13 protein-coding genes are annotated in these 18,650 nt (G+C 69.0%); 4 read left to right on the top strand and 9 right to left on the bottom strand.

Going from position 1 to position 18,650, the window contains the following annotated elements; all coding sequences use genetic code 11:
- The first annotated feature begins 9 nt into the window (after window positions 1-9).
- Together OG496_RS46980 and OG496_RS46975 are read left to right on the top strand one after the other, a co-directional pair.
- A complete protein-coding gene (locus tag OG496_RS46980; protein WP_366491945.1) occupies window positions 10-1,503 on the top strand; it encodes a CoA-acylating methylmalonate-semialdehyde dehydrogenase in 1,494 nt (497 codons plus the stop codon).
- A gap of 32 nt (window positions 1,504-1,535) precedes the next feature.
- A complete protein-coding gene (locus tag OG496_RS46975) occupies window positions 1,536-2,321 on the top strand; it encodes a GntR family transcriptional regulator (RefSeq protein ID WP_366491946.1) in 786 nt (261 codons plus the stop codon).
- A gap of 1 nt (window position 2,322) precedes the next feature.
- Here the strand turns inward: OG496_RS46975 and OG496_RS46970 are convergent, their stop codons facing one another.
- Together OG496_RS46970 and OG496_RS46965 are read right to left on the bottom strand one after the other, a co-directional pair.
- The gene (locus OG496_RS46970) at window positions 2,323-3,309 is read right to left on the bottom strand and encodes an aldo/keto reductase (protein WP_405975244.1); all 987 of its coding nucleotides are present in this window, start codon (window positions 3,307-3,309) and stop codon (window positions 2,323-2,325) included.
- An 88-nt stretch (window positions 3,310-3,397) separates the two neighbouring features.
- On the bottom strand, window positions 3,398-4,060 hold the full coding sequence (locus tag OG496_RS46965) for an NUDIX domain-containing protein (RefSeq protein ID WP_405975243.1): 663 nt from the start codon (window positions 4,058-4,060) through the stop codon (window positions 3,398-3,400).
- Window positions 4,061-4,225: 165 nt separating this feature from the next.
- Here OG496_RS46965 and OG496_RS46960 point away from each other — a divergent pair, with 165 nt between their 5' ends.
- Complete coding sequence (locus OG496_RS46960) at window positions 4,226-5,353, top strand: DUF5954 family protein (protein WP_399388890.1); 1,128 nt, start codon at window positions 4,226-4,228, stop codon at window positions 5,351-5,353.
- 48 nt (window positions 5,354-5,401) lie between these two features.
- Here OG496_RS46960 and OG496_RS46955 read toward each other — a convergent pair whose 3' ends face one another.
- The 7 genes from OG496_RS46955 to OG496_RS46925 form a co-directional block, all read right to left on the bottom strand.
- Window positions 5,402-6,031 carry a DUF305 domain-containing protein gene (locus tag OG496_RS46955; protein ID WP_405975242.1) on the bottom strand — a complete coding sequence of 210 codons (630 nt, stop codon included), beginning with the start codon at window positions 6,029-6,031 and terminating at the stop codon, window positions 5,402-5,404.
- A 73-nt stretch (window positions 6,032-6,104) separates the two neighbouring features.
- Window positions 6,105-6,518 (bottom strand): DUF6153 family protein, encoded by a 414-nt coding sequence (locus OG496_RS46950; protein WP_405975241.1) that lies wholly within the window; start codon window positions 6,516-6,518, stop codon window positions 6,105-6,107.
- Between the two features lie 44 nt (window positions 6,519-6,562).
- Entirely contained in the window at window positions 6,563-7,216 is a 654-nt protein-coding gene (locus tag OG496_RS46945; protein WP_405975240.1) for a hypothetical protein, read from the bottom strand.
- 131 nt (window positions 7,217-7,347) lie between these two features.
- Window positions 7,348-9,321, bottom strand: a complete 1,974-nt coding sequence (locus OG496_RS46940; RefSeq protein ID WP_405975239.1) for a discoidin domain-containing protein — start codon at window positions 9,319-9,321, stop codon at window positions 7,348-7,350.
- Window positions 9,322-9,423: 102 nt separating this feature from the next.
- Complete coding sequence (locus OG496_RS46935) at window positions 9,424-12,984, bottom strand: choice-of-anchor D domain-containing protein (RefSeq protein ID WP_405975238.1); 3,561 nt, start codon at window positions 12,982-12,984, stop codon at window positions 9,424-9,426.
- 253 nt (window positions 12,985-13,237) lie between these two features.
- Window positions 13,238-16,339: a carbohydrate-binding protein gene (locus OG496_RS46930; RefSeq protein WP_405975237.1), complete on the bottom strand. Its 3,102-nt coding sequence runs from the start codon at window positions 16,337-16,339 to the stop codon at window positions 13,238-13,240.
- Window positions 16,340-16,481: 142 nt separating this feature from the next.
- Window positions 16,482-17,468 carry an aldo/keto reductase gene (locus OG496_RS46925; RefSeq protein WP_405975236.1) on the bottom strand — a complete coding sequence of 329 codons (987 nt, stop codon included), beginning with the start codon at window positions 17,466-17,468 and terminating at the stop codon, window positions 16,482-16,484.
- Window positions 17,469-17,715: 247 nt separating this feature from the next.
- Here OG496_RS46925 and OG496_RS46920 point away from each other — a divergent pair, with 247 nt between their 5' ends.
- Window positions 17,716-18,483: a FadR/GntR family transcriptional regulator gene (locus tag OG496_RS46920; protein WP_405975235.1), complete on the top strand. Its 768-nt coding sequence runs from the start codon at window positions 17,716-17,718 to the stop codon at window positions 18,481-18,483.
- Window positions 18,484-18,650: the final 167 nt, after the last annotated feature.

The following is an 18,650-nucleotide window of genomic DNA, read 5'->3' as shown; positions in this document are numbered from 1 at the left end:
CTTTGCACCATGAAGACGATCACCCACTGGATCGACGGCAAGCCCGTCGAGAGCACCTCGGGCCGCTTCGGCCCCGTGTACAACCCGGCGACCGGCGCCCAGGAGAAGCAGGTCGGCTTCGCGACCGTCGACGAGGTGGACGCCGCCGTCGCCTCCGCCAAGGCCGCGTTCGAGAGCTGGGGCGTCGCCTCGCTCGCCAAGCGCACCGCGATCCTGTTCAAGTACCGCGAGCTGCTGGACGCGCACCGCGACGAGATCGCCGAGCTGATCACCGCCGAGCACGGCAAGGTCCACTCGGACGCGCTCGGCGAGGTCGCGCGCGGCATGGAGATCGTCGAACTCGCCTGCGGCATCAGCGTGCAGCTGAAGGGCGAGCTGTCGACGCAGGTCTCCACGCGCGTCGACGTGGCCTCAATTCGGCAGCCCCTGGGCGTAGTTGCGGGTATCACGCCCTTCAACTTCCCCGCCATGGTGCCGATGTGGATGTTCCCGCTGGCCATCGCGACGGGCAACACCTTCGTCCTCAAGCCCAGCGAGAAGGACCCGTCGGCGTCGTACCGCCTGGCCGAACTCGCCTCCGAGGCAGGCCTCCCCCAGGGTGTCCTGAACGTCGTGCAGGGCGACAAGGTGGCCGTCGACCGCATCCTGGAGCACCCGGACGTCGAGGCCGTCTCCTTCGTCGGCTCGACGCCGATCGCGAAGTACATCCAGCTCAAGGCGGTTGAGCACGGCAAGCGCGTGCAGGCCCTGGGCGGCGCCAAGAACCACATGCTCGTCCTCCCCGACGCCGACCTGGACTTCGCGGCCGACCAGGCGATCAACGCGGCCTACGGTTCGGCCGGCGAGCGCTGCATGGCCGTCTCCGTCGTGGTCGCGGTCGGCGACACCGGCGACGAGCTGGTCGCCAAGATCGCCGAGCGCGCCGGCAACCTGCGCATCGGCCCGGGCAACGACCCGGCGTCCGAGATGGGCCCGCTCATCACCCGCGAGCACCGCGACAAGGTGGCGTCGTACGTCGCCTCGGCCGCGGCCCAGGGCGCCGAGGTCGTCGTCGACGGCACCGGCCTCTCGGTCGAGGGCCACGAGGACGGCTTCTTCCTCGGCGTCTCCCTCCTCGACAAGGTGCCGCTGACGGCGGACGCGTACAAGGACGAGATCTTCGGCCCGGTCCTGGTCGTCGTCCGCGCCGAGTCGTACGACGAGGCCATCACCCTGATCAACAGCTCCCGTTGGGGCAACGGCACCGCCATCTTCACCCGGGACGGCGGCGCCGCCCGCCGCTTCCAGATGGAGGTCAAGGCGGGCATGGTCGGCGTGAACGTGCCGATCCCGGTGCCCGTCGGCTACCACTCCTTCGGCGGCTGGAAGGACTCCCTCTTCGGGGACCTCCACGTCTACGGCAACGACGGCGTCGCCTTCTACACCCAGGGCAAGGTCATCACCACCCGCTGGCCGGACCCTGCCGACGGTGGCATCAACCTCGGCTTCCCCAGCAACTCCTGACTGTCCGTCACGATCCGTGAGGAGGTGCCCCTGTGGCGAAGACCGGTGACTACGCGCGTGCCGCGAACGGGTCCCCGCTCGATGCCCTGCATTTCGCCCTGGACCGCAACAGTCCGGTGCCGCTGTACTACCAGCTCGCACAGCAGCTGGAGTCGGCGATCGAGCACGGGACTCTGGCGCCGGGCAACCTCCTGGGCAACGAGATCGACCTGTCCGTACGCCTCGGCCTGTCCCGCCCCACCGTCCGCCAGGCCATCCAATCCCTCGTGGACAAGGGGCTGTTGGTCCGGCGGCGCGGGGTCGGCACGCAAGTGGTGCACAGCCAGGTCAAGAGACCGCTGGAACTCAGCAGCCTCTACGACGACCTGGAGTCGGCCGGACAGGGCCCGACCACGGAGGTGCTGCGCAACGAGGGCGTGCCCGCGACCGCGGATGTCGCGGCCGCCCTCGGTGTCCCGGAGGGCAGCGAGGTCACCCTCCTGGAACGGCTGCGCTCCACCCACGGCCAGCCGGTGGCGTTCCTCTGCAACTACCTCCCGGCGAACCTGCTCCAACTCGACACCGCCCGGCTGGAGTCGACGGGCCTGTACCGGATGCTGCGCACCGCCGGCATCACCCTGCACAGCGCCCGCCAGACGATAGGCGCCCGCTCGGCCACCCCCGCGGAGGCCACCCGCCTCGACGAGAAGGAGGGCGCCGCCCTGCTCACCATGCAGCGCACGGCCTACGACGACACGGGGCGGGCGGTCGAGTACGGCACGCACATCTACCGGGCGTCGCGGTACGCGTTCGACTTCCAGCTGCTGGTCAGGCCCTGAACTACACGGCGGAGTCGAGGTGTTCCCGCTGCTCCGCCGTCAACTCCAGGTCCACGGCAGCAAGGTTCTCCTCCAACTGGGCCACCGACGACGCCCCCGCGAGCGGGACGATCGGCAGCGGCCCGCCCAACTGCCAGGCCAGCACCACCTGGTTGACACTCGCCCCGGTCTCCTTCGCCACCTCCCGCAGCGCGGCGAGGCGGGCCGGGGTGCCCGGGTGGTCGTACTCGGCGCCCAGGGGCTTGTCCTTGCGCGTGTAGGCGCCGGCCAGCAGGGGTGAGTAGGCGACCAGGGTGAGGGCGGGCTCCGCGCGCAGATAACCGAGCAGGTCCGGGCCGGCACTGCCGAGGCTGCCGTCGGGGAAGAGCTCGGAGGGTACGTCGGTCCGGGGGCGCAGATAGCTGTGCTGGTACTGGAGGACCTCGTAACCGGGCAGTCCGGCCGCGGCGGCGAGCGCGCGGGACCGTTCCACGCGCCAGGCGGCGTGGTTGCTGACGCCCAGGAGACCGACGGTGCCCTCGGCGACCAGCTCGGCGAACCCCTCGACGGTCTCCTGCAGCGGAACGCTCTGGTCCTCGATGTGCGCGTACAGCACATCGAGCTTGTCCACACCGAGGCGTTCGCGGCTGCGCTCGGCCGACTCGCGGATGACCTTCGCGGACAGGCCCTCCGGGTTGTCGACGAACCCCGTGCCCGGTGCCAGCGGGCGGGCGCCGAGCTTGGTCGCGATCACGATCTCGTCGCCGATGCCGCGGCTGCGCCGCCACCGGCCGAGCAGTTTCTCGCTCTGGCCGCCCTGGCTTCCGTCGACCCAGAACGCGTAGTTGTCGGACGTGTCGATGAAGTTCCCGCCGGCCTCGACATAGCGGTCGAGCACGGCGAAGGAGGTCGCTTCGTCGGTGCGGGAGCCGAACAGCATCGCGCCGAGCGCGAGCACGCTCACCTCACGGCGGTGCGCCGGATCGGCCCCTATCGTGCGGTACTTCATAGTGGTCCCTCCCGTTGGCACCCGGGTCGGCCGGGCACGAACGGGAGTCTCCCTCTTGAAGCGCACTTCAAGTCAAGCCCCCGCGCGGCTACTTGGCGAACGGCCCGTCCAGCGCGGCCCATTGGAGCAGCATGATGGTCTTGGCGTCGGCGATCTCGCCGGTGCGGATCATCTCCAGGGCTCTGCGGAAGGGCAGTTCGAGGATCTCGATGTCCTCGCCCTCCTCCTGGAGACCGCCGCCCTCGTGGGTGCGGGTCGAGGGGCCGTAGGACGCGGCGTAGAAGCCGATGCGTTCGGTGACCGAGCCGGGGCTCATGTAGACGTCGAAGACGTGCTCCACCTCCCCCACGGTGTGCCCCGTCTCCTCCACCACCTCGCGGCGTACGGCCTCCTCCGGGTGCTCGTCATCGTCGTCGAGGAGTCCGCCCGGGGTCTCGACGAGCATGCCGTCAGGGTGGCCGTTGACGTACACGGGGAAGCGGAACTGGCGGGTGAGCAGGACCATTTCACGCTCGGCGTCGTAGAGGAGCAGGGTCGCGCCGTTGCCGCGGTCGTGGGTCTCGCGTTCCTGGCTGGTCCAGGTGCCGTCGCCGTGCTGGAAGTCGAAGGTCGTGGTGCGCTCGACGTACCAGTGACTGGACAGCAGGGTCACGTCGCGGACCTTGACGCGCGGGTTGCCGGTCAGGTCGAGGCCGGTGCGGTCCAGGCCGGTGCGGCCCCGGCGGTCGGGGGTGTCGGCGCCCGCGGTCATCGGACACCGGCCGGGCGGGTGGGGATGATCGAGTTGTTCATGTCCGACGTCTATCACCCCGGGGTCGGGGGCGCATGGCCGAAAGCGGTGCCCCGCGAGTTCAACTGGTGGGCCGGTTGCGTTGATTCGTCGCGAACCGTCCCCCGCCCCGGGCATGCTGGAAGCATGTCTGAGCACGGTGATCAGGTACCCGGATACCGGATGATCAGGATGGAGGCCCAGCCGGACGCCCCGGCGGCGGCCCTCGCGGACGTGGAGGCGTGGCAGGCCCGAAAGGCCTATCCGAACGTCCTCGGCGGTGGTGGCGCGATATTCGGTGTGGCCGAGGAGATCGAGACCGGCGGCTGGAAAATCGTCTCCCTCTTCTCCACCCCCTATCCGCAGGGCGCACGCGACACCATGGCCATGACCTTCCGCGAACGGGCGCGGGCCGCCGAGGACGCGGGCGACACGGAGACACAGCAGGAGTGGCTGCGGAACGCGGAGCGGCTGGACTGGGAGGCCCTGGACGAACTCACGGTGCTGGGGCGCCGGTTCCGGATCGTGCGGGGCGACCAGTTCATCCGGATGGGACCGACGGGGCCGGAACCGCCCCGGCCGTCCGACCCCGACCCGGCGAAGGTGGGGCACGGTCACGAATACCGCGGCCGTACCAAGGGTTTCGTGATCGATCCGTACACCCCGACGGGGATGTCCGAGGGCATCCTGCGGATGGAGCTGCTGGCACTGGTCCACGCTCCGGGCACGGCTCCCGCCGCCGTACGGAAGGACTCGCGGCGCGCCCTGAAGACGCATCCCGGGGGCGTGCTGCTGCCCGCCGAGTTCACCGCGGCCGAGTTCTCGGACGGCCACTGGGCGCCGACGCAGATGACGAACGCCAGCCCGCAGGGATCACGGGACACGCTCACCTCCTATCTGCGCGTGATGGCGCCGGTCATGGAGCAGCTCGACGAGGAGACCAAGGCGGAGTACGGGCGGCTGGCCGACCGGATCGACGCCGAACGCTGCGACGAGATCGTGATCGACGGCTGCCGGACGCGCATCGTGCGCGTAGAACGCCTCGTGCGCGTCGGCCCGGACGGTCCCGAGGGCCCGCGCCCCTCCGACCCCGACCCCGAACTCCCCACCGCCGTCCAGGAGAAGCAGCTCCGCGAGGAGGGCGTGTTCGACGAGTACCGGGTGCTGAACGAGGAGGAGACCGAGCAGCGCCGCGTGGCGGAGGAACAGGCGAAGGAGTTCCTACGGCTGTTCGAGGAGCAGCGGAAACGGCGCGAGGCCGCTGAAGAAGGCTGAGCCCGGGTGGAGGGTGGGACCGGTCGGCCCAACCCTCCACCTCTGGCGTCAGCTCTTGCCGAGCATCTTGTCCATCTGCGTGATCTCGGCGCTCTGAGCCGTGATCACGTCGGCCGCGAGTTCGGTGGCGGGGGCGTAACTCCCGTCCGCCTTCTCGGTCTTGGCCATGGAGATGGCGCCCTCATGGTGCTCGACCATCATGCTGAGGAACATGGTGTCGAAGGCGGCGCCGGATGCCTTCTCCAGCTTGCCCATGTCTGCGTCGCTCATCATGCCGGGCGTGGCGGACGACGACATGTCGTGGTTCATGCCGGAGTCCATGCCGGACATGTCCTGGGGGACCTGCTCGCCCCACGAGGTGAGCCAGCCGGACATGGTCTTGATCTCCGGGGCCTGGGCGCCCTCGATCTTCGTGGCGAGGGTCTTGACCTGCGCCGAGGAGGCGTGGCCGGCGGCCAGTCCGGCCATCTCCACGGCCTGGCGGTGGTGCTGGATCATCTCCTTCGAGAACGAGACGTCCGCGGCGTTGTGGCCGCCGGTCGCGGTACTGGACGCGGTCGCGGTTCCGCCGCTCGCCTTGCTGTCGCCGTCGTTGCCGCACGCAGCGAGCATGAGGGCGGCCACCGAGGCGGTGACGGCGAGAACGGTACGACGGACGAACCTGCGCTGTGCGGTCATGGGGGAACTCCTGGTGTGTGGATCCGTTCAGGGCATCCCGGTGCGCGCACGGTGACGTGTCGCGCGGGCCGCTCTAGATCCGCAGGAGTTGGAGTTCGGCGAGGGAGGGCGGGGCCCGGCCCCCGTCGGGACCGCTGCCCGTCCTGGACGTACGACCGTCCGGCGCCTGGGCGCAGGCCGCCACATCGGGTTGCAGCACCGGAACCACGGCCGGTGCCCCGGCGACGGACGCGGAGGCGCAGGTCGCGTCGGCGTGTTCCATGTGGCTGCCGCAGTCGCCCGCGCCGTGATCACAGGCGTCCGGCGTCGACGCCCTCTCGCCCGTCGCTACGGTCGTAGCCGCCATGGAGTGCCCGTGAGCGGGCTCGGCCATGGGAACGGGCCCGAGCCCGTGCATCCCGAGCAGGCCGAACAGCAGGGCGGCGACGAGCAGCCCGTAGGACCGCACGCGAGGGTGCGGTCCTACGGGCTGCTCGGGACGGGCCATGGAGCCACCATACCCACCCTGGGTATCCGGCCCGCACCGGGCACCTAGGTGAGTGCCCCCACCGCGGGTGCCTTCGCGCTGCGGTAGGTGGAGATGCCCAGGGCCAGCAGCCAGTAGCTGAGGATCGCGCCCATCAGGGCGGTGGTGCCCCAGCCGTTCGCCGCGTAGAAGTGCGCGGGAGTGTTCCCGAAGAACAGGGACGGCACGAAGGCGAGGTTGATCCCGGCCAGCACGTACGCCGACCTGCTGGTCCAGCGCGGCAGCAGTCGCGTGCGGGAGACGGCGAAGCCCAGCGCGGTCAGGAAGAACGCCAGCATCAGCCGGGAGATCGACCCGTAGAGGATGTAGGTGCCGCTGACGTCGATCGTCGGGTCGATCGGGTGGTCGGCGGCGATGACGGCGCCGGCCTCCAGTCCGCTGGAGACCAGCGTGATCGTCGTGTAGACCAGCCCTGCCGTGAAGGCCATCGAACCGGCCCACTCGTAGTCGGGATTCACGCGCTTCACCAGCTCGCGGAACGCGGTCACGAACACGAGCAGGAACGCCAGCGCGACGATCCCGATCAGCAGCCGGGCCAGCACGTTGGCATCCGGCGGCGGGCCCGAGTAGACGAAGTACAGGGGCACTTCGACGATGAGAGCGACGGCGGCGGCGATGCCCGCACCGCCCGCCAGACGCCTGGCCGACATTTCGTTCATGGGGTCCCCCGGAGTTCCGTGTGGTGGATTCGGTACGTCTTGAATCCTGCCGCCGACGGCGCTCACGGTCCCTGGGCCTGAGGACCGGATCGGGGGTGGTCCTGGCGACACCCCCACCGGACGTGCGGGAGTCAGGCGCCGAAGACCTGGAACTCCGATACCTGCCCGGCCGGCCAGCCGTTGTTCGCGGTGATGTTGAGCCGTACGTAGCGGGTGGTGACGGTGGAGGGAAGCGTCAGGGTCGCGGTGTTCCCGGTCGCCGGGTCGAAGGTGTAGCCCGCCGAGGCGAGCAGCAGGGTGGAGGTGCCGGCGTCCGTGCCGCCCTGGACGGAGATCGTCTGGGTACGGGTGGTCCAGGCGGTGGCCGGGGGAAGTTTCAGGACGATCCGCTTGACGCCGGTCGCGGCGCCCAGGTCGACCTGGATCCACTGCGGGAAGGCGTTGTTGGCGGACTCCCAGTAGGTGTTGGCGTCGCCGTCGGTCGCGTTGCCCGAGGCGTACGTCTGGGTGTGACTGCTCTCCGAAGTCGCTTGGTGGAGCGCCAGGTTGGTGGTGCTGGACGGTGGGTCGGTCGTGACGGTGACCTGGTTGGAGGGCTGCGAGACGTTGCCCGCAGCGTCGTAGGCGACGACGTCGAAGGTGTAAGCGGTGGAAGCGCCAAGTCCGCTGACGGTGAAGGAGGTTGAGCCGGTCGTACCCACCTGGGTGCTGGTCGAGCCGGAGACCCGCAGGACTCGGTAGCCGCTCACGCCGACGTTGTCGGTGGCCGTGTTCCAGCTCAGCGAGACGGAGTCGCTGGTGTGCCCGGTGACGGTCAGCCCACCCGGCGCGGCGGGCGGTGTGGTGTCGCCGCCGTTCGGAACTACGGGCTGGGTGGGGCGAGTTGAGGTCAGTGCGAGCTGCCCCTTGAGCATGCGGCCGCCGTCGCCGGTGAGGCGCAGGTAGTAGTCGGAGGAGCAGGCGGTGCCGTCCTCGTCGAGGGCGAGGAACCCGGAGTTGGTGGGCACCCAGGCCTGGGTCTCGGCCGTCTTGGCGATCTGGTTGCCCTCGTTGAACTCGTCGAACATGGAGATGTAGATGCCCTGCACCCCGGCCCGCACCATGTTGTAGAACTGCCGCCACATGAAGTCGCCGTGCGCGCGCTGCCGGCCGGAGACGTCGCCGGGCAGGACGCAGGGCTGGAAGTCGATGCCGTTGGCGTTGCAGTCGGCCTGGTCGGGGACGGTGTAGGTGGTGTAGGCGTTGTCGGCCTCGGTCACGTTGCCGATGGCGCCGACCATCCACGGCGAGATCATGTTGAAGGCGTGGTAGACGCCCGAGAAGCCGGGTTGTGAACCCCCGGTGCCCGTCCGCCATTCGCGCGGGACGCCGCCGATGACGTAACAGCCCTGATTCTTGAACCAGTTGACGACGTCGAGGCAGGCGTCGGGGGTGAAGGGGTGGTTGGGGTCGTTGAAGCCGAAGCCCCAGATGCAGACGACCGGCTTGCCGTTCTGCTTCGCGTAGGCCGAACTCGCCGTGTGCGCGGACATCTTGTTCGTCCAGTCCGTCTTGATCTCGGACTGCATGTTCGTCCAGTTGGAGACGTCGTACATGACGTAGAACTTCCGCCCGTACGACTCGGCGGCGGCGCGTACTTTGGTCGCCATGGCGTCGCGGGTGGGGCCCTCTCCCCCGGTGGGGTTGAAGCGTTGCAGGGCCGCCGTGTCGATGTTGTTCTGCTGCATCCACAGGAAGTGGGTGTTGACCGTCTGCTGGTCGTAGGAGGAGAACAGCTTGGCGGGCTGGCCGTTGCCCAGGGCGGCGTACGACGTCTGGTAGGTGTTGGTGTACTCCCGCACGTCGGGCCAGCAGCTGATGCCGGTGTTGGTCGGGGACGGTGGCTGGCTCCAGTTCTGGGTCCAGTGCCACCAGCCGTTGATGGGCGCGCTGTCACCGATGCAGGCGAACCAGCCCTGGTAGCCCACGGTGATCTTGCCGACGACGTCGCCCGGCGCGCTGGCCGCCGACGCGGCGGGGGCGAGCACGGCCTCGGTCGCTCCCACCGTTCCTACGGCCGTGGTCGCGATCGCGGCTCTCAGGAAGACTCTGCGTGTGACACCCATCTGGACTCCTCCGGACTCCTGTTGACGCCTGCTTGCTCCGCTTCGGTGGGCGGTGCCGCCGAGCGCGCTCACGCTCGCGCTCGGCGGCACCTTCGGGTCGGATCAGGTGTTCCAGACCTGGAACTCCGAGATCTGACCCGCCGGCCAGCCGTTGTTCGCCGTAATGTTCACGCGGAGGTACCGCTGGGTGGTCGCGCTGAACGTGAGGGTGACCGTGTTGTTGGTGGTGGGATCGAAGGTGTACGTCGCCGACGACTTGAGGGTGCTGAAGGAGGAGCCGTCGGTGCTGCCCGACAGGGACAGCGTCTGGTTGCGGGCGCCCCAGGTCGCGGGGAGCTGGAGGACGACCCAGCTCGCGCTCTGTGCCGAACCGAGGTCCACCTGGACCCACTGCGGGAAGGCGTTGTTGGCGCTCTCCCAGTAGGTGCCCTGGTTGCCGTCCGTGACGTTCGACGACGCGTACACGTCGGTGTGGCTGGACTCGGTGGTGGCCGCGCCGGCCGCCAGGTTCCTGCTCACCGTGCCGGCGCCGACTCCGGTCAGCGCGACCGTGGTTGTGCCGTTCGACGCGTTGCTGGCGATGCTGAGATCACCGGCGCGGGTGCCGGACGCGGTGGGTGTGAACGTGACGCTCACGGTGCAGGAGGCGCCCGCCGCGATCGACGAACCGCAGGTGTTGGTCTGCGCGAAGTCGCCCGTGACGGTGATACCGGAGACGGTGGCCGCCGCCGTACCGGAGTTGGTCACCGTGACCGTCTTCGCGCCGCTGGAGGTGTTGAGCGCCTGAGTGGCGTACGACAATGACGTCGGGTCGGCCGACAGGGTCGCCGGTGAGGAGCCGCCGCTGCTCGGGAACACCTCGAAGTCCGACAACTGGGCAGCGTCCCAGCCCGTGTTGGCGGTGATGTTGACCCGCACGTATCTCGCCGTGGCCGAACTGAACGTGATGGTCACGGTGTTGCCGTTGGCGCTCGGGTCGAAGGTGTACCCGGCCGAGGCCTTGATGGTGGAGAAGGTGGAGCCGTCCGTGGACCCCTGCACCGACAGGGTCTGCGTACGGGCCGACCACGCCGTCGCCGGCGGGAGTTTGAGCACGACCTTGCCGACGCCGTAGTTCTGGCCGAGGTCGACCTGGGCCCACTGCGGGAACGAACCGTCCGTGCCCTCCCAGTACGTCGACGCGTCCGTGTCGGTGAGGTTCGAGGCGACGTAGGGACTCGTGCTCGAACTCGCCGACGCGGGACGCCCGGCGGCGATGTTGGTGGTGCTGTCGATGCCACTGCCGGTCAGGGATACGGCAGTTGGGCTGTTGTTGGCGTTGCTGGTGACGGTCAGGGTGCCCGCGCGCGATCCGCCCGTGGTGGGCTTGAAGCCGACGGTCACCGTGCAGGACGCGCCGACCGCGAGGGTGGAGCAGTTGTTGGTCTGGCTGAAGTCACCGGTCGCCGCGACGGCCGAGACGGTCGCCGGCGCGGTGCCCGAGTTGGTCACCGTCACCGTCTGCGCGGTGGCCGACGAGCCGACCACCGTGGCGGGGAAGGACAGGCTCGCCGGGTCGGTGTTCAGCACCGGGCCCGGAGCGGTGCCGGTACCGGAGAGGCTGACCGTGCTGGTGGTCCCGCCCGCGTTGACGGTGAGCGCGCCGTTACGGCTCCCGGTCGCCGTCGGCGAGAACTTCACGCTGACGGTGCACGAGCCGTTCGCCGCGATCGACGAACCGCAGGTGTTGGTCTGGGCGTAGTCGCCGCTGGTGGAGATCGAGGAGACGGACGCGGCGGTGCTGGTCGGGTTGGAGACCGTCACGGTCTGCGCGGCGCTCGTCGAACCGGTCGCCACCGAACCGAAGTTGAGCGCGCCGGGCGTGGCCGTCACGCCCTCGGACGGGTAGGGCGGGTAGACCGGAGCGGGCCAGCCGCCGCAGTACGGCGTGCCGCTGATGCCGGAGTTGCCGCCGCCGTCGGTGATGACGAAGTTGCCGCCCGAGCAGTTGTACACCGGGGACGAGTAACCGACACCGGTCGCCGTGACGTTGGTGAACTTGGCGGCGCCGCCGGTCTGTTCCTGGAGGGCGAAGGTGCCGGTGCCGGCGATGGTCACGTTGTTGAGGTTGACCCCGCTGATGGTGCCCTCGACCCACTGGACCGCTTCGTAAGGGCTCTGCTGGATCAGCGCGTTGGTCACGTTGATCGGGCCGGTGATCGCGCCCTGGCTGCCGTCGAACCACAACGCACCCACGCCGAACTGCCAGTTGGGGTCGAGGCTGCCGGCCCGGACCATGGTGTTGTCGGAGATCGTGGTGGTGCCGACCGGCGTCGACGTGAAGCGCTGCCCCACGTGGATGCCGCCGCCCTGGGCGATGCCGGTGTCCACCACGCGGTTGCCGCTGACGGTGTTGTCGTGGCCGCCGTAGATCGCGATGGCGTTGGCGAGGATCTGCAGGGACACGGTGTTGTTGGAGATCGTGTCGTTGGCGTCGGCGCCGATGCCGGAGTCCGCCCAGGTGGCGATGCCGTCGTCGCCGGTGTTGCGGATGTCGCTGTTGGTCACCTTCGAGTTGGTGACCCCGCCATGGAAGTTGATGCCGTCGGCGGTGGTGTCACGGATACGCATGCCGGTGAACGTCAGGCCGTCCATCGGTCCGTCCATCCAGGCGCCGACCTTCATGTGGTCGATCCACAGATTGGAGACGGTCGAGTCGCTCAGCGCACCGCCGATGCCGTTGACCTGCGCGCTGTCGTCGCGTTCCTGCACGTTGCCGAAGATCGCGAAGTTCTGCAGGTGGACGTCGGTGCTCGCGTTGGGCGCGGAGTTGCCGTAGAAGCCGGGGGCCGTGCCGGTGACGGTCGAGTACCACATGCCGGCGCCGGCGATCGTGACGTTGTTGACGCTGATGTGGCCGGGGATGTTGAAGGTGCCCGGCGGGATCCACACGGTGCCGCCGGGGCCCGCGGAGCTGATCGCGGCGTTGAACGCGCTGGTCGCGTCAGCCACTCCGGTCGCGTCGGCGCCCTTGCTGGTCACCGACACCGCGCCCGAGGGTGCGGTCAGGGCGGCGCCGACCTGCTCGAAGTCGGCGAAGTCGATCGTGTACGAGGAGGCGGTGTCGCCCGCGTCGACCTGGAGCTTGAAGGTCGTTCCCGCCGGATAGGTGGTGGTGAACAGGCGGTGGGCCTCGTCGTAGAAGTGGTGCGGGTTGCTGCCCGGGGTGTTGGTGAAGGGGTAGCTTCCGTAGTACCAGCTGTAGGCGTTGGTCAGGGTGAAGTCGGGCTGCTTGACGCCGTTGACGTACAGCGACAGCGCGGCGGTGTAGACCGAGCCGCCCGAGGTGTCAGGGATGCTGTAGCGGAAGTTGATCGAGTTGGTCGCCACCGGCGTGGTGAACGTGACGTACTGGCCGGTGCCCTGCAGCGTCGTCGCCTTGCGGTACGACGCCTCGTCGGCCAGCTGGCCCGCGGTGTAACTCGGGCCGATGGCCGAGCCGTTGGTGGCGGAGTTCTCCGCCTGCACCTCGACGTACGGCAGGCTCGCGCCGCTGCCGCCGGTGGCGGTGGACGCCGCCGCGGCGGGTGGGACAGCCAGAGCGAAGACGCCTACGGCGGCCAGCATCACGGTGCTGACCACCCAGACGAGGGCTCGTCTCAGATCTCGGATGGAATGGAACACGTGCCACTCCTTACGTAATGAAATGCCGGAACTGTCGCGCTGGTGCCGCCGGAGAGGGAGGGGAGACAGGGGGCGGTGGCGATGCATGGGGGACCGTAATATCGTTGACATGATCACGCAATATCTCGACAGGGCTTTGCAACAAACAAATTTGTATCCCGCAAGATCTCAGGTGTCCGCACAACACGAAGGTGCCGCCGGACGGGATGTCCGGCGGCACCTTGGGGAGGGTGGGGTCAGGAGGAGGGCGGGGTCAGGCGTTCCAGACCTGGAATTCGGACAACTGGCCCGCGGGCCAGCCGGTGTTGGCGGTGATGGTGACGCGGTAGTAGCGCTCGACGGCGGCGGGGAAGGTGAGCGTCACGGTGTTCTTGGTGCCCGGGTCGAAGGTGTGGGCCGCCGAGGACTTCAGGGTGGTGAAGGTGGTGCCATCGGTGCTGCCGCTCAGGGTCAGGGTCTGGGTGCGGGCACCCCAGGCGGCGGGCAGTTGCAGCACCACGCAGGAGGCGCTGCGGGCCGAGCCGAGGTCGACCTGGACCCACTGCGGGAACGCGTTGTTGGCACTTTCCCAGTAGGAGTTCTGGTTGCTGTCCGTCACGTTCGACGACGGGTACACGTCGGTGTGGCTGGACTCGCCGGTGGGCTTGTTGGCGGCGAGGTTGGAGTTCACGGTCTCGGTGCCGGTGCCCGAAAGGGCCACCGTGGTGGGGCTGTTGGAATGGTTGCCGGCCAGGGTGAGGGTGCCGGTGCGAGTGCCGGAGGCGGTGGGAGTGAAGGTGACGGAGACCGTGCAATTCGCCCCGACGGCAAGGGAGTTGCCGCAGGTATCGGTCTGGGCGAAGTCACCGCCGGCGGTGATTCCGGTCAACGAGGCAGCGGCGGTACCGGAGTTGGTGACCGTGACGGTCTGTGCGGCGCTGGTCGTGTTCACCGTCTGGTCGGCGAAGGTCAGTGATCCCGGAGTCGCGGTCAGGGTGGCCGACGGTGCGCTACTCCCCGTAGCGAAGACGAAGTTGTTGATGTTCCAGCCGCCGCTGTCCTGGTCGAGCGTCAGAACCTGTCGGCCTGCGGGCAGGGTCACCTGCGTGGTCGCGGTGCCCCAGGCCTGCCAGTCGCCGGTGGCGGGCAGGTCGACGGCTCCGGTGAGGTTCGTGCCGGAGGCGTCCGACAGGTGCAGCGCGCCGGGCACCGCGGACGGGGCCGCGACGCGGAGGTCGAGGGTGTAGGTGCCGGCCGTGGCGACGTCCACGGTGTAGCGGAACCACTGTCCGGCGCCGGTCCAGCCGAGGTTGTAACCGCCGCCGGTGTCCGAGGTGTTGTCCAGGTCGACGCCGTCGGCGCGGTAGGAGTTGGCGTTGCCGTTGACGGAGGTGACGTTGTACGCGACGCCCTGGCCACCGGTGTCGTAGTCCTCCGCCTGGACCGTTCCAGGCACGGCGGCCGGGGTGCCGCCGTAGGGGCCCTCGGGAGCGGGTGGCGGCCAGTGGTTGTCGCTCAACGTGGCCACGAATCCGGTGGAGTTGTTGACGAAGGCCAAGGTGCCGGAGCCAAGTCCCGTGACGGTGTTGCCGGTTATCGTCGCGGAGCCGGTGGGCGCGGGATAGAAGGGCGGCGAGATCGCGATGCCGTTACGGCCGGGACTGCTGATGGTGTTGTCCTGCAGCAGGGTGTTGGTCGAGGTGGAGAAGGCGATGCCGTCGTAGAGGGAGTCGGTGACGGTGTTGCCGGTCACGGTGACCTTGTCGACGGTCCCGGTGTTCTGTCCGTCGCCGCCGTTGCCGATGTGCAGGGCGGGCTGGCCCTGGCTGTAGGCGTTGCCGCCGGCGCGGACCACGGTGTTGCCGGTGACGGTCGCGGACAGCAGGTCGCTCCCGTTGACACCGAAGCGCCCGGCGCCCAGACCGATGTAACGGGCCGTGTCGCTGATGTAGTTGTCCTTGACCTGGTGGCCGCTGCCGCCGTAGATCCCGATGCCCTTGCCGCCCCAGGGCGCGATCGAGGTGTTGTTGCTGACGGTGACATCGGTCATCGGGTTGTAGTGGGTCTGGGAACCGTCGCTGTTGGTGTTGTACGCCACCGAGTTGATGGCGATCGCGTCGTCCCCGGTGCCGCGCACGAAGTTGTTCGTGACCGTCAGGTCGTTCCCGGTGTCCGCGTTCAGCGACACGTTGTTGACGTTGATCCCGTCGGCCCAGATCGACGTCAGCCTGCTGTTCTTCACCGTCCCGCCGGTGCCGGAGGCCCAGAAGCCGGACATGGTGTGCTGGGTCCAGATGCCGTCGGCCACCCAGCCGGTGCCGGTGGTGTCCATCGCGCCGCCGTCCCCGCCGATGGTGCTCCGGCTGACGGCGTTGGCGTCGATGTGGAAGTTGCGCACCGTGCAGGACGTCAGGTCGAACAGGGCTGCCAGCGGTGTGGAGTTGGGGACGGGAACGTCACGGTAGACCGTGCTGTACCAGAGGCCCGCGCCCGCGATGGTGATCCCCTGTGCGTCCAGTCCCGTGGTGCCCTTCACGTAGAAGGTGCCCTGCGGGATCCAGAGGATCTTTCCCTGCTGCTCGGCCTGGTCGATGCAGCTCTGGATGGCGGCCCGGCTGTCCACGGCCTGGCTGTCGGCCGCGCCGTTGGTCGGGGTGTCGTCCGCCACCGCGCCGCAGCTCGTGATCGAGATCGAGTTCGCGGGCTGTGCCTGCGGGGCCGGCGGGTTCTCGATGTCGACGGAGTCCACGTCGTAGAAGGACGCGCTGTTGTCGGCGCCCTTCCGCAGCGAGAACGTGGCGCCCGCCGGGATCGGGGCCCCGGTGACGAAGGCGTGCGACTCGTCCCAGAAGACCCTCGGGTCACCGTCGGCCGGGTTCTGGTCGTCGCTCGTGTTGTAGTTGCCGCTGCCCTCGTACACCCAGGTCTGCCGGGAGTTGAGGTTCAGCGCCTGCCGGAACACTCCGTTGACGTACAGGTCCAGGGTGCCGGTAACACCGCCGCCGGACGCCGAATCCGGAATGCTGGCACGGACGTTGAGGAAGGAGATCGGCTGCCCGGTGGTGTTCGTCCACTGCACCGACTGGCCCGTGTCGCCCAGGTGCACATAGGAATGGCCGGACGCCTCCAAGACCGCGCTGGAGTACTGCGTCGTCGGCGCCGAGGTCAGCGACCGAACTGCCGCGCCGGCGCCGGGAGTTCCCCCCTCGGCCTCATAGACCGAGAACGGCGTCGTCGCACCCACCGCGGCGCTCGCGACGGCCTTGGTCGGCGGCGCCTGCTGTGTGGCGGCGGCCGGTAAGGCGGACACGCACAGCGCACCGACCGCGGCGACGACGGCCACCGCCAGTCGCCGGGGTCTGAGGATCGTCAGCATGTGAGGCTCCTTCACGGAGTGGGGGGAGACCGGCGCCCCGACCGTACAGAGACCCCATCGACCCCGCTAGATTCCGACGAAGTAAAGAATTAAATACGCAAGCCACTGCAAATTTATTGCATAAGTACGTAACTCACTGACGTTACGCGGGCGGGACCTCCGCCGCCCGCGCGGCTGCCGTGTCGAGGTCCAGCCAGGCTTCCTCGGTCAGTTCGGTGGCGGTCCAGCGGGCAGCGGACACGACCTCCTCCGGGGTACGGAAACCCGCGACCACGCAGGCCACGCCGGGGTCGCGCAGCGGAAACCGCAGGGCGGCGTGCGGGAGTACGGTGCCGTGTCGACCGGACGCCTCGGCAAGAAGCCGGGCACGACGCAGTGCCGATTCCGAGGCGGGGCCGTAGTCGAAGGTGGCGTCACTCGGAGGGTAAGGACGGCTGAGCAGACCGGAGTTGAACGGGGCGGCGGCCACCACCGCGACCCCCCGCCCGGCGCACGCGTCCAGCAAGGGGCGGGCGGTGCGGTCGAGGAGGGTCCACCGCCCGGCCACCATCACGGCGTCGACCTCCGCCTCCTCGACTACGCGCAGCAGCGGGGCGACCGTGTTCGCGCCGACACCGACGGCGCCGATGACACCTTGGTCGCGCAGAGCGGTCAACGCCGGCAGCGCATGGTCAAGGGCAGCGGCCAGATGATCGTCGGGATCATGGACGTAGACGATGTCCACATGGTCCAACCGCAGGCGTTTCAGGCTGGCTTCGAGGCTTCGCAGTACGCCGTCCCGTGAGTAGTCGGGGCGGCGGACCAGCGTGTCGGGTACGGCGAAGCCGCCCGCCGTCAGGTCGGATCCGGTGGGTGCCGGGTGGGGTTCCAGCAGCCGGCCGACTTTGGTGGAGATGGTGAACTCCGCCCGTGTGCGGTGCGCGAGGGCGTCGCCGAGCCGCCGTTCGGACAGGCCGAGGCCGTAGTGCGGGGCGGTGTCGTAGTAGCGCACCCCTGCGTCCCAGGCGGCATCGAGGGTGGCCTGAGCCTGGGAGTCGCCGATCGGGCTGTGGAGATTGCCGATGGGGGCGGCACCGAATCCCAGCGTGCTGACCTGGACGCTCGTACGACCGAGTGGGCGTGCCCTCACGGGATTCCCGCTTCCACGGCCCTCGCCGCATCGAGAAGGATCTGCTTCATCTGGCAGGCAGGACCTTAAGGATGGGATCCATCTCACGCAACACCTCGACAGATATGCGTAGTTCATTCATTTTTGTCAGCGTCTTTGCAGGGCTGCATACCGAGATCCGTCCGATCTCTTCCCAACTCGCAACGGCAGTGCCATATTGGCCACGGAAAATGAACCTGATTCATTCGTGACGCAAGAGGGGTTCGCCTTGGGTGACTCAACACCGGCCTACCGTCCGGGGTACGAACTGGTCGCGGAACAACTGCTGGAGTACATCGCTCAGCAGAACCTGCGACCCGGCGACCGTCTCCCCACGGAGCAGGGCCTGGCCCAGATCCTGGGAGCGTCCCGTAACGTCACCCGCGAGGCCGTGAAGGTCCTGGCCGCCATCGGCCGGCTCACCGTGCGGCGGGGCGCCGGCATCTTCGTCGCCGCCTCGGTCGGCGGACTGCTGGACGACGAACTCTCGCACTTCCGGCCGACCAGCATGGAAGACGTCCGCATGCTCCTGGACTACCGCAAGGTGATCGAGTCGGAGACAGCACGCCGTGCCGCCTCCCACGCGACCCCGATCGAGGTCCGGGCCATCCGGGAGAGCGCGGAGAGTTCCCTGACGGCGGCCACGATGAACGACGTGGACACCTTCGCCAAGGCGGACGCGGCCTTCCACGACTCGGTGGGCGCCGCCGCGCACAACGTGTTCCTCAGGGCGAGCGTCGCCGGCGTGCGGCGCCTGGCGTCCCAGTCCGACGTGCTGCTCTTCCACGGTGACGTGCCCGGATCGCTGGAGGTCGCCGCACACCAGCATGTGGCCATAGCGGAGGCGGTCGCCGCGGGGGCGGCCGATCTCGCCGAGCGGCTGATGGTGGAGCACATCGGCACCACCCAGAGCCAGTTCGAGAACAAGATTCGCGGCCGGCTGTTCAGTACCGACACTCACGCGGCCCCCGAGGGACCTCCGGGGCCCTCTCAGTAGGTGGCAGCACCGGGGCTCCACCGCCGTCCGCGAAGGCGGCAGCCCCGTGGACCGGCCGGCCCCGCATGTGCCGCGGCACAGCGATCGGGCCGCCCGACGCCCTGAAGTCCCGGTGGACGACCGGGACTTGCAGGTATCAACCTCCCTCAGGCGATTGGATAGGTGTG

This window comes from Streptomyces sp. NBC_00988, from assembly GCF_045162645.1.
In the GTDB taxonomy this organism is placed as follows: domain Bacteria; phylum Actinomycetota; class Actinomycetes; order Streptomycetales; family Streptomycetaceae; genus Streptomyces.
This window is presented reverse-complemented; position numbering and strand designations above follow the sequence as displayed.

What these genes read in the sequence shown, in the direction of transcription:
- OG496_RS46930 (WP_405975237.1), bottom strand. Translation starts at nt 16,339, where the DNA reads ATGCTGACGATCCTCAGACCCCGGCGACTGGCGGTGGCCGTCGTCGCC.
- OG496_RS46970 (WP_405975244.1), bottom strand. Translation starts at nt 3,309, where the DNA reads ATGAAGTACCGCACGATAGGGGCCGATCCGGCGCACCGCCGTGAGGTG.
- OG496_RS46980 (WP_366491945.1), top strand. Translation starts at nt 10, where the DNA reads ATGAAGACGATCACCCACTGGATCGACGGCAAGCCCGTCGAGAGCACC.
- OG496_RS46945 (WP_405975240.1), bottom strand. Translation starts at nt 7,216, where the DNA reads ATGAACGAAATGTCGGCCAGGCGTCTGGCGGGCGGTGCGGGCATCGCC.
- OG496_RS46940 (WP_405975239.1), bottom strand. Translation starts at nt 9,321, where the DNA reads ATGGGTGTCACACGCAGAGTCTTCCTGAGAGCCGCGATCGCGACCACG.
- OG496_RS46965 (WP_405975243.1), bottom strand. Translation starts at nt 4,060, where the DNA reads ATGACCGCGGGCGCCGACACCCCCGACCGCCGGGGCCGCACCGGCCTG.
- OG496_RS46955 (WP_405975242.1), bottom strand. Translation starts at nt 6,031, where the DNA reads ATGACCGCACAGCGCAGGTTCGTCCGTCGTACCGTTCTCGCCGTCACC.
- OG496_RS46960 (WP_399388890.1), top strand. Translation starts at nt 4,226, where the DNA reads ATGTCTGAGCACGGTGATCAGGTACCCGGATACCGGATGATCAGGATG.
- OG496_RS46950 (WP_405975241.1), bottom strand. Translation starts at nt 6,518, where the DNA reads ATGGCCCGTCCCGAGCAGCCCGTAGGACCGCACCCTCGCGTGCGGTCC.